Raw genomic sequence first — 24,081 nt, 5'->3', positions numbered from 1 at the left:
GAATACCACCATGGATCTGGCCAACCTCAATGCCTTTATTGCTATCGCCGAAACCGGCAGCTTCTCCGGAGCCGGGGAACGCCTGCACCTGACGCAACCGGCAATCAGCAAGCGTATCGCCGGCCTTGAGCAGCAACTGAAGGTGCGCCTGTTTGATCGACTGGGCCGTGAAGTGGGCCTGACAGAAGCCGGGCGCGCCCTGCTGCCCCGCGCCTATCAGATCCTTAATGTGCTGGATGACACTCGTCGCGCCCTGACCAACCTGACCGGCGAAGTCAGCGGGCGCCTGACCCTGGCCACCAGCCATCACATCGGTCTGCACCGCCTGCCGCCGGTATTGCGCACGTTTACCCGGGAATACCCGAACGTGGCGCTGGATATTCAGTTCCTGGATTCGGAAGTCGCCTACGAGGAAATCCTCCATGGCCGCGCCGAAGTCGCCGTCATCACCCTGGCGCCGGAGCCCCACAGCCTGGTGCGGGCCACCCCGGTATGGGATGACCCCCTGGATTTCGTGGTGGCGCCCGAACACAGCCTGGCCAATAACGGCACTATCAGCCTTGCCGACATTGCCCGCCATCCGGCGGTTTTCCCTGGCGGCAATACCTTTACCCACCATATCGTGCACCGGCTGTTCGAGGCCCAGGGCCTGACGCCGAACATCGCCATGAGCACCAACTACCTGGAAACCATCAAGATGATGGTTTCGATCGGCCTGGCCTGGAGCGTGTTGCCGCGCACTATGCTTGATGATCAAGTGGCCAGCATCGCTTTACCGGGCATACAGCTCAGTCGCCAGCTAGGCTATATCGTGCACACCGAAAGGACGTTGTCGAACGCTGCGCGGGCTTTCATGAGCCTATTGGATGCACAGGTTGATCCGGCGGGGATGCCGGCATGAGGCCGTGCGGCCTGTAGACCCTGCTCCCGCGCCGAATGCCCATCGAGCCAAGGCCCCTTGATAATGCCCAACACTGTCGATCCCGTGCCGCCGCTGCCTCGCATTCACGCCCTGGACCCCCAGCAGGCGGAACAAAGCTGGGAGAACGCCCCGCAGCTGCTGGCGGCGCTCAATGCCGCACGGCTCGGCGCCTGGAGCTGGGATATCGACAGCGGGCGAATCAGTTGGTCGCGCGGCACCCAGGCGCTGTTTGGTTTTGACCCCCGCCAGCCATTGCCCAAAGACCTGGATTACCTCGACCTGCTGCCCGCCGAGGACCGCGGCCGCGTGATCCGGGCCTTTCACGCCGTCCTGGCGGGCGCGCCCTTCGAACACGCCATGCACCACCGCATCCAGTGGCCGGACGGCAGCCTGCACTGGCTGGAAATCAACGGCAGCCTGCTGCCGGACGCGTCCGGGCGGCGGCGCATGATCGGGGTGATTCGCGAAACCACCCAGCAACGCGAGCGCGAACATGCCCTGGGCCACTCGGAAAAACGCTTCGCCACCCTGTTTCATCTGTGCCCGAACATGGTCCTGCTGACTCGCCAGGAAGACGGCCTGATCAGTGAGGCCAACCAGTATTTTGAAAGCCTGTTCGGCTGGCCGGTGGCCGATGCCATCGGTCGTACCACTCTGGACCTGGGGCTGTGGGTGCATCCTGAGCAACGGGCCTTGCTGGTCAAGGCGACCCAGCGCAAGGGCGAACCCATCACCATGGAAGTGCAGTTTCGCGCCAGCAATGGGCAAATCCATGACGGCACCCTCAGTGCCCAAAAGGTCGAACTCGACGGCCAGGCCTACCTGATCAGCACGTTCCTCGACACCACCGAGCGCAAGAACGCCGAACAGGCCCTCAAGGACAGCCAGGAACGCCTGGACCTGGCCCTGGATTCGGCCCAACTGGGCACCTGGGACTGGCATATCCCCAGCGGCATGCTCTACGGCTCAGCCCGGGCGGCGCAGTTGCACGGCCTGGAGCCGCATCCGTTCCATGAGTCCTTCGATGCGTTTTTTGAAGGTATGCCCGATGAGGAGCGCGCCAGCATGCGCGACGCCTATCGCACCCTGCGTGAAGGCCCGGCAGGCAATTACCAGCTGACCTACCGCGTGCAACTGGAGGACGGCAGTTCGCGCTACCTGGAAAGCCGCGCCCGCCTTTACCGGGACGCCCAGGGCGCGCCCCTGCGCATGGCCGGCACGCTGCTGGATATCACCGACCAGGTGGAACGCGAACAGCGCCTGAGCGCCTCTGAAGAGAAGTTCGCCAGCCTGTTCCTCGCTAGCCCCGACCCGATCTGCGTCACCCGCCTGTCGAGCGGCGAATTCATCGAAATCAATCCCAGCTTCTGCCAGACCTTTGGCTGGACCGCCGCCGAAGTCATCAATCACACCGCCGAGCAGATCGGCTTGTGGGATGAGCCGACCCAACGCCTGCAGCGCATCGAGCAGGTGATCCGCGAGCAAGCGCTGAACAACGTGGCGATCATCGTCCACCACAAGAATGGCCAGCGTCTGACCTGCATGATTTCCAGCCGGCTGATCACGGTCGGCAACCAGCCCTGCGTGGTCACCACCCTGCGCGATATCACCCAGCAACAGCGCTCGGAAGCGGCGCTCAAGGCCAGCGAGGAAAAATTCGCCAAGGCCTTTCACTCTAGCCCCGACGCGGTGTCCATTACCGAGCGTGACACCGGGCGCTACGTGGAGGTCAACGACGGCTTCTGCCGCCTGACCGGCTACCGCGCCGAGGAAGCCATTGGCCTGACCCTGTACCAGATCGGCATCTGGGCCGATGAGAACCAACGCTCGGCATTGCTCGCCGAACTGCAGATCAAGGGCCGCATCCACCACCTGGACATGCTCTGGCACAACAAGCGCGGCGAGTTGCTGGCAGTGGAAGTGTCGGTCGAGCCCATTACCCTCAATGAAACGCCATGCCTGCTGCTGACCGCACGGGATGTGAGCCTGCTGAAAAGCGCGCAGGCGCAGATCCGCCACCTGGCCTATCACGACCCGCTGACCAACCTGCCCAACCGCGCCTTGCTGATGGACCGCCTGAGCCAGCAGATTGCCCTGCTCAAGCGTCATAACCTGCGAGGCGCGCTGTTGTTTCTGGACCTGGATCATTTCAAGCACATCAACGACTCCCTCGGGCACCCGGTGGGCGATACCGTGCTGAAAATCGTCACCGCGCGCCTGGAAGCCAGCGTGCGCATGGAGGACACCGTGGCGCGCCTGGGTGGCGATGAGTTTGTCGTGCTGCTCAGCGGCCTGGAAGGTACGCGCATGGAGGTCAGCAAGCAGGTGCAGCTGCTGTCCGACACCCTGCGCGAGCTGCTGTCGGAACCGATGTTCCTCGACGGCCAGCGCTTGCAGGTCACCCCCAGTATTGGTGTTGCGCTGATTCCCGATCACGGCTCGACCCCGGCCGACCTGCTCAAGCGCGCGGATATTGCCCTGTACCGGGCCAAGGACTCCGGGCGCAACACCACGCAGATGTTCCATAACAGCATGCAACGCACCGCCAGCGAGCGCTTGCGCATGGAGACCGACCTGCGCCTGGCGTTGTCGCGGGGCGAGTTCAGCGTGCATTACCAACCCCAGGTCGATGCCCGGGGCAATCGCATTGTCGGCGCCGAAGCTCTGGTGCGCTGGCAGCATCCGCAACTGGGCGCACAATCACCGACAGAGTTCATCAAGGTCCTGGAGGACAGCGGTCTGATCCTCGAGGTGGGCACCTGGATCCTCGATGAAGCGTGCGCCACCTTTGCCAGGCTGATTGCCGAAGGCCTGATTGAGCCCAAAGGTTTCAGCCTGTGCGTGAACATCAGCCCCCGGCAGTTTCGCCAGAACGACTTTGTCGAACGGGTGGAACGCAGCCTCAAGCAGCACCAACTGCCATTTAGCCTGCTGAAGCTGGAAATCACCGAAGGCATCGTGATCCAGAACCTGGACGACACCATCGGCAAAATGCGCCGCCTGAAAAAACTCGGGGTCAGCTTTGCCATGGACGACTTCGGTACCGGGTATTCGTCATTGACCTATCTCAAGCGCCTGCCGGTCGATGCCTTGAAAATCGATCAGTCATTTGTGCGCGATGCCACCCACGACCCCAACGATGCAGAGATCATCCGCGCGATCGTAGCCATGGCGCGCAGCCTCAACCTGGAAGTGATTGCCGAAGGCGTGGAAACCTGCGAGCAACTGGCGTTCCTGCAAGGCTTGGGGTGCCATCTGTATCAGGGCTATTTGCATAGCCGGCCACTGCCGGTGGACGCGTTCACGCAACTTTTGAGGGGCGCTGCCGGAGGCTGAAAACAATCCGCCAGATGAACCGCCAGGCCCAGCACGGGGCATCAGACCAATTTCAACGCTCGCACGAAGTAGCCCTTCCAGTTGGAGGGCGCCAGGCTGCGCTTTTCTCCATACATGTCGAACATCCCATCAACGACCGTCACTGAATGGTGGGTGTCCGCCAGCGTTCCAATGGCCCCGTCAGCCAGTTCTTGCACAGTGCTTTCTCGGATGTAGGCATACAGCCCCAGCCTGCGCAGCGCCGATCCGGGATACTCACCGTCGTTCAAGGTATCCATGGCGACCTCATAGCTCTGGTTTCCCCGGCCGTCGTTGTTCTCCAATTGCGCCCGTTTGGCACTTACGGCGTACAAAAAATTGGCATCGTCCAAAAGGGATTGATTGCTGCCCTTCAAACCTGATTGCACCTTGGCCTTGTTCAATTCGTCGCGGGTCAACGTCAGTTTGTAGCCATCGCGCATGACCACTTCGTATCCGTCAGCGGTGGCGGAGATTTTTTTATAGATGCCTTGCGGATTCTGCCCAAACTTCATCATGGCGGCCTTGATCGCTGACACGGTGACACAGTTACCTTCTACGCCCTGGTAAAAACCACTCCAGATATTAGCGGGGCGGATACCCACTGGCACACTGGAAAGAGGCGGGGCCTTTTCATCAACTATTTCGGGCGACACATCAGGCGTTTTTTTATCATTGAACAACATGAACCCATAACTTTTATCTACCTTGCGCTGCTCCGAATAAAGATGTTGGGTGTTGTCCATCACAAAAGCCGAGCCGAAGTTATGGGTCTCCACGACACCCAATGCGCCACGCGCCGCCATATAGGTTGCAGGCACAAACTGGGCAAAACCCATCAGGCCCATACCACGCAAGAAGTTTTGGGTAGTTTCACCTTCTAGACTCTTGAGCAGGACGTCTTCGAAACGCTCATGATTGCCGGTCAGTTGCTTGCGCTTGATAAATGCCGCAAGCACTACGTTGGCGTCCGAAACCGCCATGCCATCGTTCCCGGCAAACCGTGATGCCTGCGCGGTCATCCTTAGTTCCTCGGCAGACACATGAACCCTGAACTCATCTTTCATCGTGATTTCATAACCGTCGCCCACCGCCTTGACCTTTTCAAACATATCATGTGGACTTTGACCAAAGGTCATCATCATCAATTTAATGACTGCGGCATGGGTACTATTATCAAAAGACTCACCAAAGTTACGTCGCGTGGCGGCAAACGCATTCAAAATATCGCGGGGTTTGTTCCCCCCGGCCGCCGACAATGTGACTGTCGATAAACGCCGGACAGATTCATGAGCCGCATTCAAACCATCAAACAACACCCGACCAAACATACCGATACTCATAGGAGTCTCCTACCTAAAAACATTATTAAAGACACGACAAACAACACAGAGCCGATAAGTGACGAATTCAAACTTAAAAACACAATGACGAATAAAAACCTGCGCAGGATAAAAACAACCACTTTTATTCTTGAATCAACACCCACTGTAAAAACCGCTATTTACCTACCAACCACCCCCCATCAGTCGACTAACGCGACTGCGTGCCCCTGGCTGGGCGTCCTTCCTTTCCGGCCCCACAACTCTTCCTTGCCACCAATCACCGCAACCGAATGCCCGGTGCGGTTGACCATGCCGACTTGCCCCCTGGCCAGCACACTTACCGCCACACGCTTCATGTGCTTCTTCAAGCCCAACCGCAGGAAACCCTCTCCCGCCCCTCTCTCATCCTCACCATCATTCAGGCTGCGGATTGCCGCGCTAAAACTTCTAGCCGCTCGGCCATCGTTGTTTTCCATTTGGGCGCGCTTGGCGCTGACGGCAAACAGAAACTGAGCATCCTTGAGCATTCCCTTGTCTTTTCCAACAAAACGCGCGCCCTGCGCCGCTTGCTTCAACTCCTCATGAGTCAGCGTCAAGCGAAAGCCATCTCGCATCACAACGTGATAACCGCGCTCGGTTTTACTGACTTCTTTATAAATATCAGTAGGGCTCTGTCCGAATTTATGCATCGCCGCCTTGATTGCCGATACCGTTACGCAGTTACCATCCGGGCCCTGACGAAAGCCGCTCCAGATATCATCGGCCTTGGCCCCGTTGCGCTTTTCCGAAAGCCCCTCAATCCTGACCGGGTGTGAATCGGGCGTTGGCACTGCCGGTGTAGGCTTGTCAGGAATCACATCGGTTTGGACGCGTTTCTCTTTATCCCGTCCTGACAACAACGCTGATAGCTGACTCAGCAGATTCATGAACGCTGAAACAAGATTTTTTAGTTCCGCCTCCTTAGTTGCAACGTCACCCCTGAAATCCGTGAAACTGTTAGATAGGTCAACGAAGCCCGCGGTCTGCCTAAGACGCTGTGGCTGCAACGAGTTAAAGTCCCCCTCTACCCTACCCAAACAATCACATGGCACGTTTGTAGCTCTGTTAATAGTTAAGTTAGACATTAGTTTTCCTGCCACAAAGTGCCCCTCCGGCCTAAACTTTGCCGAAGAGGTCACTGATTGAAATCAAGAACTTTAGTGGGTGTTTACTGATGTAGCGGACGCACTAGAACCGGCGAGACAAGCCCCGCGCCCAGCTTCTTTCACCCGGGCGGCAATCAGGGCCAGGCGACGTCAGGTCTGGCTCAGGCTTGGGGTCGTGCGACGGCATCACTGGGGTTGGCCGGGGACGAACAGCAGGCGGCACCTGCGCGTCGGTTTCCGGTACTGCCAAATCAGGCACCCGATCAGGTGTTACCTGGCGGTCGGTCAAGGACACTATTGGCCTGTGAACCAAGTCGGGCCGGGCTTGCGGGTCGATCGTCGGGAGCGGCCTCGGATGCGGCCGCACACGAGTGTCGACCTTTGGCACAGCAGGATGAGAGTCCTCCGGGCAGTGGCAATTGTTCACATTGAGATCGACGTTTACCCGCACAACCGTGTCAGACGATGCCTTGGAGTCGGTACCAGGAACCCTCGGTGTAATTGTGATATTGGGTAGCACCACGGGGTGCCTGCCCACATCCGAATTCACTTTCGTATCTGCACCTGGCATCACGGGCTTGCCATCGGCCTGCGTCTTCTTCTCCTGCGATTTTTCAGCCTCGACCTGCACCTTGGCGTCATTGCCGAGTATCTGGGGCTTGCTGTCGATCTGTGCCTTCTTCTCCGGTTGTTTGCCAGCGTCAACCTGCACTTTGCCGTCCAGGCCGGTAGTTACCGTTTTATCCCCCGGTGTTGGTTCGGGTAAGGGCTTTTTGCCAGACAACAGGTCTCGCATCGCCTTGAAAACAAGCTCAAACATGTCGAACAGTTTTGCAAGAGAATCAACACTCACAACAATATTGTCGCGTCCGCCGCCTGTAGCCCGGTTATATTCCGGCAACACATTCAACTTATTACCCAGCAACTTGCTCGCATCGCTTCCTCCAGGTGGCGTGGGTACCGGTGTCGGCAAATCAAACTGGCGATTAGCGACATTCGCGCTTGGAGGATTGTTTATAGATAGATAAGACATGCGTCATTCCTCTTCTCAAGACAGCACAGGGCGCTCAGGCCCCCATAACGAACAGTGTTTACTTATGACTTGAAACGGCAGCCACCGATTCGAAGTCCCTAGTTTCGTGGAGTAAAAAACGTTCGAGTTCCAGAAATCGCGGAAAACATAAGGACATCAAAAGACAATTTCGGACTTTTACCTATAGACTTCTGCAAAGGCCTGCCTTACAAGGCCGTCCCTTGAAAAAAACAGGTCATACTCGCTAATAAACTGCGCCATGGAAAAAGAACGTCACGATTGTTTGAACTGTCTTTGCATCACCCATGATATTTCCCGCACGTTTAATACTGCTGCCACGCCAAGCAAAATCAAAAAACAAAAAACCGCTGCAACACTCACAGTTGACTAGAACTACAAAAAAGTTACACACACCTACTCTCAAAATGCTCAAAATATACAATCAAACCAAACATGAATTTAACTGACGGCATCTGAATTACTTGCCCGCCCAACAGAACCTTAAACAAAAAAAGGGCGCCAGAGGCGCCCTTTTCAGAGGAGGTGAAAAACTTAAATACATGGACTCAATGTTGCAAAGCTGGCTTCTGCGCGCCATTGATGGGAATGCGCTTGGCCTTGGCTTCTTCCGGCACCACCCGCAACAGATCGATACTCAACAAGCCGTTGCTCAGGTCCGCCGCCTTGATTTCAATGTGGTCCGCCAAGCGGAACGACAGTTTGAAGGCGCGCTGGGCAATACCTTGGTGCAGATAGGTAACGCTCTCAGCCTTGGTGTCGCGCTTGCCGCCACTGACGGTCAATACGCCTTTCTCCACCTGTAGCTCCAGATCGTCTTCCTGGAAGCCGGCAGCCGCGATGACAATGCGGTACTCGTCTTCACCATGCTTCTCGACGTTGTAGGGTGGGTAGCTGCTGCCCGGCTCATTGCGCAGTGCGGTCTCGAACAGATCGTTGAAACGATCAAAACCGACGGAGGAGCGGAACAGCGGCGCCAGGGAAAATGCAGTACTCATAGTCAAATCTCCTGAAATATCAGCAAGGTTCTTTATCTCCACGACCCGAATTCGGCATCGTGTAATCCCTAGATAAGGACCGCCAATTACATTTCAAGAGAGGCTGCAGGAAAAATTTCAGGCCCCTTGCGGATGGGGCATTCCGAGTAGACGGCTAACCTGCTGAAGATCGGTTTCCCTGCGCAACGCGGTAAACAGCTCCACGGCTTGCGGGTAATTTCGCGTCAGCATGGCCAGCCACTGCTTCAGTCGGCCCGGCGCCTGGCGTTCGGTCAATTGCGCCACGGACTGCCTCCAGAACTCCTGGAGCATGGGCTGCATGTCCTCCCAGGTCATCTCCACCACGTCCTGACCAGCGCGCGCGGCGGCGATTTGCCGGGCCAGGTCGGGACGCGCTACCAGGCCGCGACCGAGCATGATGTCTTCGACCCCGCTGATCTCACGGCAGCGCCGCCAATCCTCGACACACCAGATATCACCATTGGCAAATACCGGGACCTTGACCACGTCCTGCACCCGCGGGATCCACTCCCAGTGTGCAGGCGGCTTGTAGCCATCGGCCTTGGTCCGCGCATGCACCACAATATGCGCCGCGCCACCTTCAGCCAGGGCCGTGGCGCACACCAGAGCGCCGTCCGGGCTGTCAAAGCCCAGGCGCATCTTGGCGGTCACTGGGATATGCGCAGGCACGGCACGGCGCACGTGTTCGACGATCTGGTTGAGCAGCTCCGGCTCCTTGAGCAGCACCGCGCCACCGCGGGACTTGTTGACGGTCTTGGCCGGGCAGCCGAAGTTCAGGTCGATAACCTCAGAGCCCAACTCACAGGCCAGTGCGGCGTTTTCCGCCAGGCACACCGGGTCGGAACCGAGCAACTGCACGCGCAACGGCACGCCCGCAGCGGTCTTGGCACCGTGCAGCAGTTCAGGGGCAAGCTTGTGGAAATAGGCCGGGGTCAGCAGGCGGTCGTTGACCCGAATAAATTCGGTCACGCACCAATCGATACCACCCACCTGGGTCAGCACGTCCCGCAGGATGTTGTCGACCAACCCCTCCATGGGCGCCAAAGCAATTTGCATGGAAAACACTCAACGAAAAACGTGGCGCAGTTTACTGGGTTTCCCACAGCAACCGTTAACCCTACCGCCCCCAGTAGGAGCGAGCTTGCTCGCGAAAAACGCCCAGACGACACGGTAAAACTGATCGACCGCGTTATCGTTGACGTTCTTCGCGAGCAAGCTCGCTCCTACATGGACAATGCCGTAAGCGCTACGCCATAGCCCTCGATAAACTCCGCTGGCATGCGCTTGGGCTTGCCACTGGAGAGCTCGATACAGACAAAGGTGGTTTGCGCACGCAACAAGGTGGTGCCATCGCTGGGGCGCATCAGTTGGAAGCGTCGGGTCATTTTCAGACGCTGGTCCCAATCGACGATCCAGGTTGCCAGCTGCAGCTCATCGCCTTCGTAGCCGGCCGCCAGGTAATCGATTTCGTGGCGCACCACCGCCATGGCCCGGTCCAGGCGCCGGTACTCGGTGAGGTCCAGGCCCAGGCGCTGGGAATGGCGCCAGGCGCAACGCTCCAGCCAAGACACGTAGACGGCATTGTTGGCATGCCCCAGGCCGTCGATGTCCTCAGGGGCCACCTGCAGATCGAAGATAAACGGCTTTGCCAAGTCCCAGCCCATGCCCTGCTCCCGGTCGATTAATGTCGGCGGGGAGCAGTGTAACCTATCGCCTGGCTCAAGCGGTTTGCCGGGCCGGCTCACGGCAGCCGGCGAGCAGCGCCAGCACACCTTCGACCACCCTTGGGTCGGCCAGGACTTTTTGATGGCCGCCCTGCTCCAGGCGTAAAAGGCGGCTGTCGAACCAGGCCTCGTGGATCATCTGCGAAGCTTTGACCGGGACGAAGGTATCGTCTTCGGCATGCACGATCAGCCCGGGGATATTCATTTGATAGTGGGCCACATCCAGGTGCTTGAGCGGAATGCCCAGGGAGTACTCGACCTCCTGGATAAACGCCGCACGCGCCCGCGCCGGCATGCCGACTACGCCAGCAAAGCCGCGCAATACATCGAGCAAGCGTGAAGGGGCAGCAATGCTCACCAGCGCATTGGTGCGCAGGCCCAACTGGATGGCCAGCATCGCACTGGCGCCACCCATGGAATGGCCAACCACCGCGTGCAAGGGCGGCAATTCAGCGGCGGCCTCCAGCATCGCTCGGGCAAATAGCACCACATGGGCTTCGCGGCCCGGCGAACGACCATGGGCCGGGCCATCGAGGGCAATCACCGAGTAACCCGCGCCCACCAGTGCGTCGATCAGGCTGGCGAATTGGGTCGGGCGCCCTTCCCAGCCATGCATCATCAGCACCGCTGGGCCCTGGCCCCAGCGCAGGGCCGACAGGCCAAAGCGCAAGGTGACGCGCTCGGCCTGCGCCAGCAATGGCAACTCCCAATCACGCGGCGGCAAGTCTCGTGGCGTCATGAAGGCACGCCGCATCTGGTTGGCGATGGTTTGCGGCGCCAGCCTGCCCACGGTGCCGTTGACTCGACGAATCCAGCTCAAGGTGCTCATCCATTCACTCCCCAGGCTCACAAGCCTTGTTCAGCGCACTGCCGACTTGGAGGCGCGTAATACACGATCCGATAATTCGCCCGGCCCCAAAGCCCTGGCCAATGCCAGGCCACCAATCATCAAGGCCATGTCGGCCAGGGCCTTGTCGGTGTCTTCCGGGCTGGCGGCCAGTTGTGCGGCCATCAACTCGACATGCTGGTTCAATACATCGCGAAACTCATCCGGCAGCCGGCTCATCTCGCCGACCGTGGCCGGGATCGGGCAGGCCTGGGCGGTAGAATCGCGGTGTTTGCGCGAGAGGTAGAACGCGGCTACCAGGGCTCGGCGCTCTTCGCCTGTCAGGCTGGGGTCCATATCGTCGATAGATGCCCGACGCCGCGCCAAGAGCTGCTCGAACGCCTCCAGCATCAGAGCGTCCTTGCTTTCAAAGTGGGCGTAGAAGCCACCCACGGTCAGCCCCGCGGCGCCCATGACTTCACCCACACTCGGTTCGGCCGGGCCACGCTGGATCAGCGCGGAACTGGCGGCTTGCAGAATACGTTCACGGGTTTGCGCTTTTTTATCGCTCATGACGGCCTCCGAATATTACGGTTAAAATATTATCTGCATAATACTTTTTAGCAAGCGGTGAATTCGACCGCTGGTCAGAAGAGGTTTTTTGAAGAGGGAGGGAGAAAACCCAAACGCCAGACAAACAAAAGGGCCATTCAATAATTGAATGACCCTTAAAAATCCCGCAGAGCGGGTAATCGTGGCGTCCCCTAGGGGACTCGAACCCCTGTTACCGCCGTGAAAGGGCGGTGTCCTAGGCCACTAGACGAAGGGGACACAAACCTTCTATACAACTGATCAGCGCTGAGAACTGATCGATTCAAGTACGGTGTGGCCAGACCTTGAACCTGTAAATTGGTGGAGCTAAACGGGATCGAACCGTTGACCTCTTGCATGCCATGCAAGCGCTCTCCCAGCTGAGCTATAGCCCCGGATTTTTCGTCTCGCGACGCAGCAGACCTTGCGAGCTGCTTGTTGAAACTGGCGTCCCCTAGGGGACTCGAACCCCTGTTACCGCCGTGAAAGGGCGGTGTCCTAGGCCACTAGACGAAGGGGACAAAACCTTCTGTACAACTGATCAGAGCTGAGTTCTGATCGATTCAAGGACGGTGTGGCCAGACCTTGAACCTGTAAATTGGTGGAGCTAAACGGGATCGAACCGTTGACCTCTTGCATGCCATGCAAGCGCTCTCCCAGCTGAGCTATAGCCCCTCATCGGTGAGGACGGGGCGAATCTTAATGGCGCTTTGAAAGGCTGTCAAATTTATTTTCAACAATTTCCAAAGTTTTTTGCCGGGATAACAATCACTTACCATCAAAACCCCGCAAAGCCGGGGTTTTGACCTCACCAACACCTGACTAGGCGATCGCGCCCAGCAGCTTTTCCCATTCCTTGTTTTCTTTCTTCGACACACCACCAAGCAAATCAAGGGCTTGGCGCAGACGGAAACGGGTCAGGTCCGGACCAAGGATTTCCATCGCATCAAGCACCGACACCGAACTGCCTTGCCCGGTAATCGCGGCAAACATCAGTGGCATCGCGTCGCGCAGCTTCAATTCCAGGGATTCGACCACGGCCTGGATAGTCGCGGTGATCGCATCCTTCTCCCACTGGCGCAGGCTTTCGAGCTTCCACAGGATCAACTGCATCAACTGGCGGACCTGGTCCCCCGAGAGTTTCTTGGACTCGAACAGCTTGGCATCCGGGTTCACGCCACCGGCAAAGAAGAAGCTGGCCAGAGGGGCGACCTGGCTGAACGTCTCCACCCTGCCCTGCACCAGCGGCGCGATCTTCATCATGTACTCGGGGTTCAACGCCCACTGCTGCACACGGCTGGCGAACTCTTCTACCGGCAGGTCACGCAACCATTGGCCGTTGAGCCACGACAGCTTCTCGATATCAAAGATCGGCCCGCCCAGCGACACGCGGGACAGGTCGAAGTTATCGACCATTTCCTGCAACGAGAACTTCTCGCGCTCGTCCGGCATCGACCAGCCCATGCGGCCCAAGTAGTTGAGCATCGCTTCAGGCATAAAGCCCATGCGCTCGTAGAACGTCACCGAAGTCGGGTTCTTGCGCTTGGACAGCTTGCTCTTGTCCGGGTTACGCAGCAGCGGCATGTAGCACAACTGCGGTTGTTCCCAGCCGAAGTATTCGTAGAGCAGGATCAGTTTCGGTGCCGACGGCAGCCACTCTTCGCCACGCAGCACATGGGTGATGCCCATCAGGTGGTCATCGACCACGTTGGCCAGGAAGTACGTCGGCAGGCCGTCGGTCTTCATCAGCACTTGCATGTCCATGCGATCCCACGGGATCTCCACGTCGCCACGCAGCATGTCCGGTACCACGCAAACGCCTTCGCTCGGCACCTTCATGCGGATCACATGAGGCTCGCCAGCGGCCAGGCGCGCGGCCACTTCTTCCTTCGACAGCAGCAGCGCGCGGCCGTCGTAGCGCGGGGTTTCGCCACGGGCCTGTTGCTCGGCGCGCATCTGGTCCAGCTCTTCAGCGGTACAGAAGCACGGGAAGGCGTGGCCCATGTCGACCAGTTGCTGGGTGTACTTCTTGTAGATGTCGCTGCGTTCGCTCTGGCGATAAGGGCCGTGTGGGCCGCCCACATCCGGGCCTTCTGCCCAGGTAATGCCCAGCCAGCGCAGGGCATCGAAAATCTGCTGTTCCGACTCACGGGTCGAACGCACTTGGTCCGTGTCTTCGATCCGCAGGATGAATTCACCGCCGTGCTGCTTGGCAAAGCAGTAGTTGAACAAGGCGATGTAGGCAGTGCCGACGTGGGGATCCCCAGTAGGCGATGGCGCGATGCGCGTGCGGACGGTGGTCATGGCGGGTCTCGAATGGGCAATAAAGCTGAAAATAAAACAAGGGGCGAATGGTAACAGCCCCAAGCCCCCCGGCTCCAGCGTGGGCCGATCAACAAAGGGCATATAAGCCAAGGTTGGGCCTGCAACCACGACATAGCTATTTGCCAGATCGTTAGCTGGCTATATTCCATTACCTTTTGTAACTGACACTGCGCCGCCATGCCTGCCCAACTCAAACGCCGCCTGTTTATCTTCCTGTTTATCGTCGCCCTGATCGCCGCGGGCTTCTTTGCCCATTGGTTCTTCAAGGGGCGCTTTTATGAAAGCACCGACAACGCCTACGTGCAGGGCGAAATCACCCGGGTCTCCAGCCAGCTCGGCGCGCGCATCGCCGAGGTCAAGGTGGGCGACAACGAGCACGTGGAAAAAGGCCAGTTGCTGGTCATCCTGGAACAGGACGACTTCCTGCTGGCCATCGACCGCGCCAACGCGACCCTCGCCACCCGCGAGGCCGAACGCCTGCAGGCCACGAGCAAACTGACCCAGCAGGCCAGCCTGATCGCCGCCGCCGATGCCCAGGTATCGTCCAGCCAGGCGACCCTGGGCCGCGCGCAGATCGACTTGTCCCGCGCGCAAACCCTGCGCAAACCCGGCTATGTCTCGGAAGAACGCGTCACTACCCTGTCTGCCGACAACCACATCGCCCGCTCCCAGGTCGCCAAGGCCCAGGCTGACCTGCAAGGCCAGCGCCAACAGGTCAGCGCCCTGAACGCCGAGATCAAGCGCCTCGACGCGCAGATCGCCAATGCCCGCGCCGACCTGGCCCAAGCCGAGTTGAACCTGACCCGCAGCGAAATCCACGCCCCCATCAGTGGCCTGGTCGGCCAGCGCGCCGCGCGCAACGGCCAATATGTGCAGACCGGCGCGTATCTGCTGTCCATCGTTCCAGACCAAGACATCTGGATCCAGGCCAACTTCAAGGAAACCCAGATCGGCCATATGGCCCCAGGGCAAAAAGCCGAACTGATCTTCGATGCCTATGGCGACACCCCTATCGAAGCCCGCGTCGACAGTTTGTTCGCGGCTTCCGGCGCGCAGTTCAGCCTATTGCCGCCAGACAATGCCACCGGCAACTTCACCAAAGTCGTACAACGGATCCCGGTAAAACTTACGTTTGCCGCCGACAACCCGTTGCAGGGCAAGATCCGCCCCGGCATGTCGGTAACTGTCAAAGTGCAGATCCAAGACCCTGACCATGGCCGGTGATCAACTGCTGCGCCCGGTCGGCGAACCGACCCGGCGCGACTGGATCGCGGTGATGAGCGTGATGCTCGGCGCCTTTATGGCGGTGCTCGACATCCAGATCACCAACTCCTCGCTCAAGGATATCCAGGGCGCGCTGTCGGCCACCCTGGAAGAAGGCTCGTGGATTTCCACCTCCTACCTTGTCGCCGAAATCATCATGATCCCCCTCACCGCCTGGCTGGTGCAGTTGCTGTCGGCACGGCGCCTGGCGGTGTGGGTCTCGGTGGGTTTCCTGATCGCCTCGCTGATGTGCTCCATGGCCTGGAGCCTGGAAAGCATGATTGTATTCCGTGCCCTGCAAGGCTTTACCGGCGGCGCGCTGATCCCCCTGGCCTTCACCCTGACCCTGATCAAACTGCCCGAACACCATCGCGCCAAGGGCATGGCGATGTTCGCCATGACCGCCACCTTTGCGCCGTCCATCGGCCCGACCATCGGCGGCTGGCTCACGGAAAACTGGGGCTGGGAATACATCTTCTATATCAACGTACCGCCAGGGCTGTTAATGATCGCCGGCCTGCTCTACGGCCTGGAGAAAAAGGCCGCGCACTGGGAGCTACTCAAAAGCACCGACTACATGGGCATCCTGACCCTGGCCGTGGGCCTCGGTTGTTTGCAGGTGTTTCTTGAAGAGGGGCATCGCAAGGACTGGCTGGAGTCGAGCCTGATCGTCAGCCTGGGCAGCATCGCGCTGTTGAGCTTGATCACTTTCGTCATCGTGCAACTGTCCAAGCCCAACCCGCTGATCAACCTGGGTATCCTGGCCAACCGCAACTTCGGCCTGTCGAGTATTTCCAGCCTGGGCATGGGCGTGGGGCTGTATGGCTCGATCTACCTGCTGCCGCTGTACCTGGCGCAGATCCAGAACTACAACGCCCTGCAAATCGGCGAAGTGATCATGTGGATGGGCGTGCCGCAGCTGTTCCTGATCCCGTTGGTGCCGAAATTGATGAAATACGTGTCACCGAAATGGCTTTGCGCGGTGGGATTCGGCCTGTTTGGTTTCGCGAGTTTTTCCTCGGGCGTGCTCAATCCAGACTTTGCCGGCAGCCAGTTCAACCAGATCCAGATCATCCGTGCCCTTGGCCAGCCACTGATCATGGTCACCATTTCGTTGATCGCCACGGCGTACATCCTGCCTCAGGACGCGGGCTCGGCGTCGAGCCTGTTCAACATCCTGCGCAACCTGGGCGGGGCCATCGGCATTGCGCTGCTGGCAACCCTGCTGGATGCGCGAACCAAGACCTACTTTGATTACTTGCGCGAGGCGATTGTCCCGACCAACCCGCAAGTGGCCGAGCGCATGGCGACGCTGACGCAGACGTTTGGCAATGAAACGGCGGCGCTAGCCAAGCTCAGTGAAATTGCCCATCAGCAGGCACAGATCATGGCCTATAACGATGCGTTTCACTTTGTCGGGTTGGCGTTGGCGGTGAGTATGCTGGCGATCTTTTTGACCAAGGCGTTGCCGGCGGGGCTCAAGGCGGGGGAAGCCCATTAGACCGAGGCGCCGCCATCGCAGGCAAGCCAGCTCCCACATCTGAATGTATTCACACATCCGAATGTGAGAGCTGGCTTGCCTGCGATGAGCATAAGTATCTACACAACTTTGCCGCAACGCAGCAGCCCCAACAAGCCGTATGCGGTGTATCAGATACTCCGTAGTGGCTGGTTTTAGGGCTGCTTCGCAGCCCAGCGCGGGGCAAGCCCGCTCGCCACGGGGGAGTTCGTCAGTTTCTGAAAGTTGTGTAGATACCTATGCTGCGATGAGGCCCAACAGTCAGCGCAAATCAGACCGCCAGCAACCGCTCACGCAACTTGCCAATCTCGTCACGCATCTGCGCCGCCGCTTCAAACTCCAGGTCCCGCGCCAGCTGGTACATTTTCTCTTCCAACTGGCGGATCCGCTTGGTGATTTCACTCGGCGAACGCAGTTCGTTTTCGTACTTGGCGCTTTCTTCGGCGGCCTTGGCCATGCCTTTGCGCTTCTTGCTGCGCGAACCGGGCACGGTGGCGCCTTCCATGATGTCGGCCACGTCCTTGAACACACCTTTAGGGGTGATGCCATTGGCCAGGTTGAACGCAATCTGCTTTTCGCGACGGCGCTCGGTCTCACCAATGGCGCGCTCCATGGAGCCGGTGATGCGGTCGGCATACAGGATGGCGCGGCCATTGAGGTTACGCGCGGCACGGCCGATGGTCTGGATCAGCGAGCGCTCGGAGCGCAGGAAACCTTCTTTGTCGGCATCGAGAATCGCCACCAGCGACACCTCGGGCATGTCCAGGCCTTCACGCAGCAGGTTGATCCCCACCAGCACATCGAAGGTACCCAGACGCAGGTCGCGGATGATCTCTACACGTTCCACGGTATCGATGTCCGAGTGCAGGTAACGCACACGCACACCGTGGTCGGCCAGGTAATCGGTAAGGTCTTCGGACATGCGCTTGGTCAGCGTGGTGACCAGCACCCGTTCTTCCAGGGCCACGCGCTTGGTGATTTCCGACAGCAGGTCGTCGACCTGGGTCAGGGCCGGGCGGATTTCGATTTGCGGGTCGACCAGGCCGGTGGGGCGCACCAGTTGCTCGATCACCCGCCCAGCATGCTCGGCCTCGTAGTTGCCCGGCGTGGCAGAAACAAAGATGGTCTGCGGGCTGATGCTTTCCCATTCGTCAAAGCGCATCGGCCGGTTATCCAGTGCCGAAGGCAGGCGGAAGCCGTACTCCACCAGGGTTTCCTTGCGCGAGCGGTCGCCTTTATACATGGCGCCGACTTGCGGCACGCTGACGTGGGATTCGTCGATCACCAGCAATGCATCTGCCGGCAGGTAGTCGTAGAGGGTCGGCGGCGGCGCACCGGACTCACGACCCGACAGGTAGCGCGAGTAGTTTTCGATGCCGTTGCAGTAACCCAGCTCCAGGATCATCTCCAGGTCAAAACGCGTGCGCTGCTCCAACCGCTGGGCTTCCACCAGTTTATTGTTGGCGCGCAGGTATTCGAGGCGCTCGGCAAGCTCGGCCTTGATCCCTTCCATGGCATCCAAAAGGGTTTCACGCGGGGTCACGTAGTGGCTTTTTGGATAGAAGGTGAAGCGCGGCAGTTTGCGGATCACTTCGCCGGTCAACGGGTCGAAGGCCGACAGGCTCTCGACTTCATCATCGAACAGCTCGATACGGATCGCTTCCAGGTCCGATTCGGCCGGGTAGATATCGATCACATCACCCCGCACCCGGAAGGTCGCGCGGGCGAAGTCCATGTCGTTGCGGGTGTACTGCAAATCCGCCAGGCGCCGCAGCAAGGCACGCTGGTCGAGTTTGTCGCCGCGATCGACGTGCAGCACCATCTTCAGATAGGTTTCCGGGCTGCCCAGGCCGTAGATGCACGACACCGTGGTGACGATGATCGCATCCTTGCGCTCCAGCAGGGCTTTGGTCGCCGACAGTCGCATCTGCTCGATATGGTCGTTGATCGACGCATCCTTCTCGATAAAGGTATCGGAAGACGGCACATAGGCTTCGGGCTGGTAGTAGTCGTAATAGGAAACGAAGTACTCCACCGCGTTGTTCGGGAAGAACGCCTTGAACTCACCGTACAGCTGCGCGGCCAGGGTCTTGTTCGGCGCCAGCACCAGGGTCGGGCGGTTGATCTGTGCAATCACGTTGGCGATGCTGAAGGTCTTGCCCGAACCGGTCACCCCGAGCAGCGTCTGGTGCGCCAGGCCGGCCTCGATGCCTTCGACCATCAGGCGAATAGCTTCGGGCTGGTCGCCAGCAGGTTCAAAGCGGGTGACTAGTTGGAAATCCGACATAACGTACCTCTTGAAGTCACCCCAGACTGTAAACCCGTCGGGGACGAAAAAGACCACAGCCCGCAAAACTTCAGAGCAGGCAGTAGGAAAAAACCATGATAGCTGTAGAAGTGGAGGCGAATGTGACGGGTTTCAAGGCAACCGCCCTACATGCCTGAGGCCATCAATGTTGCAATAAGACTAACGGTCGATAAATAAACCGAAAAACTTGGCCGAAAAGCCGTTTCGGCTGTCGCCGCGAGCGGTGTTGGCCTCTATACTAGCTCCCCGTTTGTGCACCGCTCTAGTGCATTCGGCTGGAGCGCGACACGTCCCTCCATTCCCCCATAGAGCTGCCGCAAAAATGAGCCTGTTCTCCGCTGTCGAAATGGCACCACGCGATCCTATCCTGGGCCTCAACGAAGCATTCAACGCCGATACCCGTACTACCAAGGTCAACCTTGGCGTAGGCGTTTACTGCAACGAGGAGGGGAAGATTCCACTCCTGCGTGCCGTTGCCGAAGCGGAAGCCATTCGCGTGGCGCAACACGCCGCCCGTGGCTACTTGCCGATCGATGGCATTGCCGCCTACGACCTGGCCGTGCAAAAGCTGCTGTTCGGCGAGCAATCACCGCTGTTGAGCGCTGGTCGTGTGATCACCGCCCAAGCCGTTGGCGGCACCGGCGCACTGAAAATCGGCGCCGACTTCCTCAAGCAACTGCTGCCCAACGCCGTCGTCGCCATCAGCGACCCAAGCTGGGAAAACCACCAGGCGCTGTTTGAAAAAGCCGGCTTCCCGGTGCAGACCTACCGCTACTACGACGCTGCTACCCACGACGTAAACCGTGCCGGCCTGCTGGAAGACCTCAACGCCCTGCCCGCCCAGTCCATCGTCGTGCTGCACGCCTGCTGCCACAACCCGACCGGCGTCGACCTGAGCCCGGCCGACTGGAAAGACGTACTGGAAGTGGTCAAGGCCAAGAACCTGGTGCCATTCCTCGACATGGCCTACCAGGGCTTTGGCGACGGTATCGACGAAGACGCCGCGGCGGTGCGCTTGTTCGCCGAGTCCGGCCTGACCTTCTTTGTGTCCAGCTCGTTCTCCAAATCGTTCTCGCTGTACGGCGAGCGCGTGGGTGCACTCTCCATCGTCAGCGAATCAAAAGAAGAAAGCGCGCGCATCCTGTCCCAGGTCAAGCGCGTGATCCGCACCAACTACTCCAACCCGCCGACCCACGGTGCGGCGATCGTGGCGGCGGTGCTCAACAACCCGCAACTGCGCGCCCAGTGGGAAGCCGAACTGGCCGAAATGCGCCTGCGCATCCGTGGCATGCGCGAGCAGATGGTCAGCGAACTGGCCAAGGCTGCTCCGGGCCACGACTTCAGCTTCGTCGGTCGCCAGCGCGGGATGTTCTCCTACTCGGGCCTGACCGTAGAGCAAGTCACCCGCCTGCGCAGCGAATTCGGCATCTACGCCCTCGACACCGGCCGCATCTGCGTGGCCGCGTTGAACCAGGCGAACATCGATGCCGTGACCAAGGCGATTGTGCAGGTGCTGTAAGCCTGATCGCGAGGTACAAAGGGGAAGCCAATGGCTTCCCCTTTTTTGTGCCTTGCCCCCGTAGGAGCGAGCTTGTCTCCGGGCGGCGTTCCGACGAAAAACCTCAACGATAACGCGAGCCCGTTGAAGGAGCCGACGCCCTCGGATCCTTTGCGAGCAAGCTCGCTCCTACAAAAAGCTCAGCGCTGGCAAGGCAAGCCACTTAGACTGAAGCACGACTGCCCTTTGCGATGAGACTTTCTATGAGAAACGACGACCTGGACCTGCGTGCCGACCGCGACGAACTGGACCACTTCACCCCGCGCACGCCTCAAGCCAAGCGGCAAAAAAGCCTGGTCCTGCAAGTCGCCCTGGGCGTCTTCCTCGGCGGTCTGGCCTTGTGGCTCGTGCAATTGGGCGCCACAGCGCTGATGGCCAAATTGGCGATGGGCACCCTGCAGTTCGGTGGCTGACACCCCCCCCTGTGGCGAGCGGGCTTGCCCCGCGCTGGGCTGCGCAGCAGCCCCACTACTTATTCAGGCAAAAACACCGCGCTAGGGGTTTAGGGCCGCTTCGCAGCCCAACGCGGGGCTAGCCCGCTCGCCACATGAGGCACCGAGTATTCATCCTCCAACGGCCACACGCCTTTGTCTGGCGCAGTTGGGCGCCACGCCACTGATGGCGAAATTGACGATTCGCTAGCTGACAAAAACCCACCGTGGCGAGCGGGCTTGCCCCGCGCTGGGCTGCGCAGCAGCCCCACTACTTATTCAGGCAAAAACACCGCGCTAGGGGTTTAGGGCCGCTTCGCAGCCCAGCGCGGGGCTAGCCCGCTCGCCACAATGGGTCCGCTCTTGGAGCAGTTGCACAAAACTGTCCAGGCTCTGTGACACCGTGCCCCGACGCCAGATCAGCCAGGTGTTCAGCAGGCGGAACTCGTCCGCCAGCGGCCACACGCTCACCGTGGTAAACCCCGGCATGCTCTCCAGCATGCTGCGTGGCATCAGCGCCAAACCCGCGCCGGCGCTGACGCAGGCGAGCATGCCGTGGTACGACTCCATCTCGAAGATCTTCCCCGGCACCGCGCCATCCTGGGAAAACCAGCGCTCAAAGTGGTGCCGGTACGAACAGTTGGAACGGAAGGTGTAGATGCTCTCCCCGTTCACATCCTGCCCACGGGTGATCGGCCCATGATGCAACGGCGCAATCACCACCATCTCTTCTTCAAACACCGCCACCCCCTCCAGGGTCGGATGCAGCACCGGGCCATCGACAAACGCGGCCGCCAGTCGGCCCGATAGCACGCCTTCGATCATCGTCCCCGAGGGCCCGGTGCTCAGGTCCAGTTCGACCTTGGCGTGTTTCTGGTTATAGGCGGCGAGCAACGCCGGGATACGCACGGCGGCGGTGCTCTCCAGCGAACCCAGGGCAAATGGCCCCTGGGGTTCCTCCCCCGCCACAGTGGCGCGGGCCTCTTGCACCAGATCGAGAATGCGCCGCGCGTAGCCCAAAAAATTCCAGCCGGCAGGCGACAGGCGCAGTCGACTTTTCTCACGGATAAACAGCTCGACTCCCAGGTCCTGCTCCAGTTGCTTGATGCGCGTGGTCAGGTTCGACGGCACACGGTGAATCAACTGCGCGGCGGCACTGATGCTGCCTTGCTCGGCTACGGCCTTGAAAATCTCCAGTTGCACCAGATCCAATTCATTCTCCAATCGTGAACGTATTGCTTAATATTATTCAGTTCCCGGAAAAGATACAGCCCCGTACGCTGGGCACCTTCCCCAATGTTGCGCAGGACGGTGCCATGAACGCTATTTCTCACCAGACCCATGCCTTGTCGATCAACCCCGCCAATGGCCAAACCGTGGGCAGTTACCCGTACGAGTCCGCCGCGCAACTGGACGCCGCCCTCACCCGCGCCAGCACCGCCTTTGCCAATGGTCGCAACACGCCCGTGGCACAACGCGCCCAATTGCTGCTGGCCCTGGCCGGCGCCCTGCGCGAGCAAGCCGAGCAGATGGCGCAAATGATCACCCTGGAGATGGGCAAGCCCATCGCCCAGGCCCGTGGCGAAATCGAGAAATGCGCCTTGCTGGCCGAGTGGTACGCCGCCCATGGCCCCGCCATGCTTGCGCCGGAGCCGACGCTGGTGGACAACGGCAGCGCCCAGATTGAGTACCGCCCACTGGGCCCGATCCTCGCCGTGATGCCGTGGAACTTCCCGGTCTGGCAGGTATTGCGCGGCGCGGTGCCGACCATGCTCAGCGGCAATACCTACGTGCTCAAGCATGCGCCCAACGTGATGGGCAGCGCCTACCTGATGAAACAAGCCTTCCATAAAGCCGGTTTTGCCGAGGGGTTGTTCGAAGTGATCAACGTCACCCCGGACGGCGTATCCAAGGCCATCGCTGACCCACGCATCGCCGCCGTGACCCTTACCGGCAGCGTGCGCGCCGGTATCGCCATTGGCTCCCAGGCCGGCGCCGCGTTGAAAAAGTGCGTGTTGGAACTGGGCGGCTCCGACCCGTTCATCGTGCTCGACGACGCCGACCTCGACGCCGCTGTGCAAGCCGCCCTGATCGGCCGTTTCCAGAACTCCGGCCAGGTCTGCGCCGCCGCCAAGCGCCTGATCATCGAGCAAGGCGTGGTCGAAGCCTTCACCGCCAAGTTCCTCGAAGCCAGCCGCCAACTGGTGATGGGCGACCCGACATCGAACGACACCTACATCGGCCCCATGGCCCGTTTCGACCTGCGTGACGAGTTGCACGGCCAGGTCCAGGCCACCCTGGAAGAAGGCGCCACCCTGTTGCTCGGCGGCCATCCCATCGAAGGGCCGGGCAACTACTACGCCCCCACCGTACTGGCCAATGTCACCGACCAAATGACCTCCTTCAAACAGGAACTGTTTGGCCCCGTCGCCTCGATCATCAGCGCCCGCGACGCCGACCATGCGGTAGCCCTGGCCAACGACAGCGAGTTCGGCCTTACCGCGAGCATCTTCAGCAACGACCCGGCCAAGGCCCGAGAAATCGCCAACCAACTGGAAACCGGCGGGATCTTTATCAACGCCTACAGCGTGTCCGATCCTCGGGTGGCGTTTGGCGGGGTGAAAAAGAGTGGGTTTGGCCGCGAATTGTCACATTTCGGCGTGCGGGAATTCTGCAATGCGCAGACGGTATGGGTAGATCGGCGGTAGGCCGATCGTCAA

General features: G+C 59.7%; 18 protein-coding genes and 4 tRNA genes. 7 read left to right on the top strand and 15 right to left on the bottom strand.

The features are described 5' to 3' along the window. Positions 1-10 precede the first annotated feature (10 nt). Positions 11-901, top strand: coding sequence for a LysR family transcriptional regulator (locus FIV38_RS02225; protein ID WP_029294128.1), 891 nt, complete (start codon positions 11-13; stop codon positions 899-901). Positions 902-964: 63 nt separating this feature from the next. After that, on the top strand, positions 965-4,258 hold the full coding sequence (locus tag FIV38_RS02220; RefSeq protein ID WP_092231419.1) for an EAL domain-containing protein: 3,294 nt from the start codon (positions 965-967) through the stop codon (positions 4,256-4,258). A 41-nt stretch (positions 4,259-4,299) separates the two neighbouring features. On the opposite strand, the gene FIV38_RS02215 is transcribed toward FIV38_RS02220, so the two are convergent. The 13 genes from FIV38_RS02215 to gltX all read right to left on the bottom strand — a co-directional run bounded on the left by FIV38_RS02215 (position 4,300) and on the right by gltX (position 14,261). Next, entirely contained in the window at positions 4,300-5,619 is a 1,320-nt protein-coding gene (locus tag FIV38_RS02215; RefSeq protein WP_092231422.1) for a hypothetical protein, read from the bottom strand. A gap of 182 nt (positions 5,620-5,801) precedes the next feature. Then, positions 5,802-6,725 (bottom strand): hypothetical protein, encoded by a 924-nt coding sequence (locus tag FIV38_RS30195; protein ID WP_235860939.1) that lies wholly within the window; start codon positions 6,723-6,725, stop codon positions 5,802-5,804. Between the two features lie 103 nt (positions 6,726-6,828). Further along, positions 6,829-7,779, bottom strand: a complete 951-nt coding sequence (locus tag FIV38_RS02205; protein WP_139273530.1) for a hypothetical protein — start codon at positions 7,777-7,779, stop codon at positions 6,829-6,831. A 566-nt stretch (positions 7,780-8,345) separates the two neighbouring features. Beyond that, a complete protein-coding gene (locus FIV38_RS02200; protein ID WP_029294118.1) occupies positions 8,346-8,795 on the bottom strand; it encodes an Hsp20 family protein in 450 nt (149 codons plus the stop codon). 117 nt (positions 8,796-8,912) lie between these two features. After that, positions 8,913-9,872 (bottom strand): tRNA dihydrouridine synthase, encoded by a 960-nt coding sequence (locus FIV38_RS02195; RefSeq protein WP_092231428.1) that lies wholly within the window; start codon positions 9,870-9,872, stop codon positions 8,913-8,915. 167 nt (positions 9,873-10,039) lie between these two features. After that, a complete protein-coding gene (locus FIV38_RS02190; protein ID WP_092231429.1) occupies positions 10,040-10,480 on the bottom strand; it encodes an acyl-CoA thioesterase in 441 nt (146 codons plus the stop codon). Between the two features lie 55 nt (positions 10,481-10,535). Further along, positions 10,536-11,369: an alpha/beta hydrolase gene (locus FIV38_RS02185; protein WP_029294112.1), complete on the bottom strand. Its 834-nt coding sequence runs from the start codon at positions 11,367-11,369 to the stop codon at positions 10,536-10,538. A 30-nt stretch (positions 11,370-11,399) separates the two neighbouring features. Next, the gene (locus FIV38_RS02180; protein ID WP_092231432.1) at positions 11,400-11,939 is read right to left on the bottom strand and encodes a TetR/AcrR family transcriptional regulator; all 540 of its coding nucleotides are present in this window, start codon (positions 11,937-11,939) and stop codon (positions 11,400-11,402) included. Positions 11,940-12,121: 182 nt separating this feature from the next. Beyond that, a tRNA-Glu gene (locus tag FIV38_RS02175) sits at positions 12,122-12,197 on the bottom strand. 79 nt (positions 12,198-12,276) lie between these two features. Continuing rightward, a tRNA-Ala gene (locus FIV38_RS02170) sits at positions 12,277-12,352 on the bottom strand. A gap of 50 nt (positions 12,353-12,402) precedes the next feature. After that, positions 12,403-12,478 (bottom strand) — tRNA-Glu (locus FIV38_RS02165). A gap of 78 nt (positions 12,479-12,556) precedes the next feature. Continuing rightward, positions 12,557-12,632, bottom strand: a tRNA-Ala gene (locus FIV38_RS02160). Positions 12,633-12,779: 147 nt separating this feature from the next. Next, positions 12,780-14,261, bottom strand: a complete 1,482-nt coding sequence (gene gltX, locus FIV38_RS02155; RefSeq protein WP_092231434.1) for a glutamate--tRNA ligase — start codon at positions 14,259-14,261, stop codon at positions 12,780-12,782. Between the two features lie 198 nt (positions 14,262-14,459). Between gltX and FIV38_RS02150 the strand changes: the two genes are divergently transcribed. Continuing rightward, complete coding sequence (locus FIV38_RS02150; RefSeq protein ID WP_092231437.1) at positions 14,460-15,506, top strand: HlyD family secretion protein; 1,047 nt, start codon at positions 14,460-14,462, stop codon at positions 15,504-15,506. Continuing rightward, on the top strand, positions 15,496-17,046 hold the full coding sequence (locus FIV38_RS02145; RefSeq protein WP_029294103.1) for an MDR family MFS transporter: 1,551 nt from the start codon (positions 15,496-15,498) through the stop codon (positions 17,044-17,046). The genes FIV38_RS02150 and FIV38_RS02145 overlap by 11 nt, the downstream gene beginning before the upstream one ends. Before the next feature lie 289 nt (positions 17,047-17,335). Here the strand turns inward: FIV38_RS02145 and uvrB are convergent, their stop codons facing one another. After that, positions 17,336-19,351, bottom strand: coding sequence for an excinuclease ABC subunit UvrB (uvrB, locus tag FIV38_RS02140; protein WP_029294101.1), 2,016 nt, complete (start codon positions 19,349-19,351; stop codon positions 17,336-17,338). A 343-nt stretch (positions 19,352-19,694) separates the two neighbouring features. Between uvrB and FIV38_RS02135 the strand changes: the two genes are divergently transcribed. Continuing rightward, positions 19,695-20,891, top strand: coding sequence for an amino acid aminotransferase (locus tag FIV38_RS02135; RefSeq protein WP_029294100.1), 1,197 nt, complete (start codon positions 19,695-19,697; stop codon positions 20,889-20,891). Positions 20,892-21,133: 242 nt separating this feature from the next. After that, positions 21,134-21,343, top strand: coding sequence for a hypothetical protein (locus tag FIV38_RS02130; RefSeq protein WP_029294097.1), 210 nt, complete (start codon positions 21,134-21,136; stop codon positions 21,341-21,343). Between the two features lie 315 nt (positions 21,344-21,658). Here FIV38_RS02130 and ptrR read toward each other — a convergent pair whose 3' ends face one another. Next, on the bottom strand, positions 21,659-22,573 hold the full coding sequence (gene ptrR / locus FIV38_RS02125) for a putrescine utilization regulator PtrR (RefSeq protein ID WP_092231440.1): 915 nt from the start codon (positions 22,571-22,573) through the stop codon (positions 21,659-21,661). 104 nt (positions 22,574-22,677) lie between these two features. Between ptrR and FIV38_RS02120 the strand changes: the two genes are divergently transcribed. Then, the gene (locus FIV38_RS02120; protein ID WP_092231443.1) at positions 22,678-24,069 is read left to right on the top strand and encodes an aldehyde dehydrogenase family protein; all 1,392 of its coding nucleotides are present in this window, start codon (positions 22,678-22,680) and stop codon (positions 24,067-24,069) included. Positions 24,070-24,081 lie beyond the last annotated feature (12 nt).

It is taken from the genome of Pseudomonas proteolytica (assembly GCF_007858275.1).
Taxonomy (GTDB): Bacteria; Pseudomonadota; Gammaproteobacteria; order Pseudomonadales; family Pseudomonadaceae; genus Aquipseudomonas; species Aquipseudomonas proteolytica.
This window is presented reverse-complemented; position numbering and strand designations above follow the sequence as displayed.

Bases quoted from the DNA above. Each gene is read 5' to 3' on its own strand.
- FIV38_RS02120 (WP_092231443.1), top strand. From the start codon at position 22,678: ATGAACGCTATTTCTCACCAGACCCATGCCTTGTCGATCAACCCCGCC.
- FIV38_RS30195 (WP_235860939.1), bottom strand. From the start codon at position 6,725: ATGTCTAACTTAACTATTAACAGAGCTACAAACGTGCCATGTGATTGT.
- FIV38_RS02135 (WP_029294100.1), top strand. From the start codon at position 19,695: ATGAGCCTGTTCTCCGCTGTCGAAATGGCACCACGCGATCCTATCCTG.
- FIV38_RS02190 (WP_092231429.1), bottom strand. From the start codon at position 10,480: ATGGGCTGGGACTTGGCAAAGCCGTTTATCTTCGATCTGCAGGTGGCC.
- FIV38_RS02215 (WP_092231422.1), bottom strand. From the start codon at position 5,619: ATGAGTATCGGTATGTTTGGTCGGGTGTTGTTTGATGGTTTGAATGCG.
- FIV38_RS02205 (WP_139273530.1), bottom strand. From the start codon at position 7,779: ATGTCTTATCTATCTATAAACAATCCTCCAAGCGCGAATGTCGCTAAT.
- FIV38_RS02225 (WP_029294128.1), top strand. From the start codon at position 11: ATGGATCTGGCCAACCTCAATGCCTTTATTGCTATCGCCGAAACCGGC.
- uvrB (WP_029294101.1), bottom strand. From the start codon at position 19,351: ATGTCGGATTTCCAACTAGTCACCCGCTTTGAACCTGCTGGCGACCAG.
- FIV38_RS02200 (WP_029294118.1), bottom strand. From the start codon at position 8,795: ATGAGTACTGCATTTTCCCTGGCGCCGCTGTTCCGCTCCTCCGTCGGT.
- FIV38_RS02150 (WP_092231437.1), top strand. From the start codon at position 14,460: ATGCCTGCCCAACTCAAACGCCGCCTGTTTATCTTCCTGTTTATCGTC.
- FIV38_RS02130 (WP_029294097.1), top strand. From the start codon at position 21,134: ATGAGAAACGACGACCTGGACCTGCGTGCCGACCGCGACGAACTGGAC.
- FIV38_RS02180 (WP_092231432.1), bottom strand. From the start codon at position 11,939: ATGAGCGATAAAAAAGCGCAAACCCGTGAACGTATTCTGCAAGCCGCC.
- FIV38_RS02145 (WP_029294103.1), top strand. From the start codon at position 15,496: ATGGCCGGTGATCAACTGCTGCGCCCGGTCGGCGAACCGACCCGGCGC.
- FIV38_RS02220 (WP_092231419.1), top strand. From the start codon at position 965: ATGCCCAACACTGTCGATCCCGTGCCGCCGCTGCCTCGCATTCACGCC.
- FIV38_RS02185 (WP_029294112.1), bottom strand. From the start codon at position 11,369: ATGAGCACCTTGAGCTGGATTCGTCGAGTCAACGGCACCGTGGGCAGG.
- gltX (WP_092231434.1), bottom strand. From the start codon at position 14,261: ATGACCACCGTCCGCACGCGCATCGCGCCATCGCCTACTGGGGATCCC.
- FIV38_RS02195 (WP_092231428.1), bottom strand. From the start codon at position 9,872: ATGCAAATTGCTTTGGCGCCCATGGAGGGGTTGGTCGACAACATCCTG.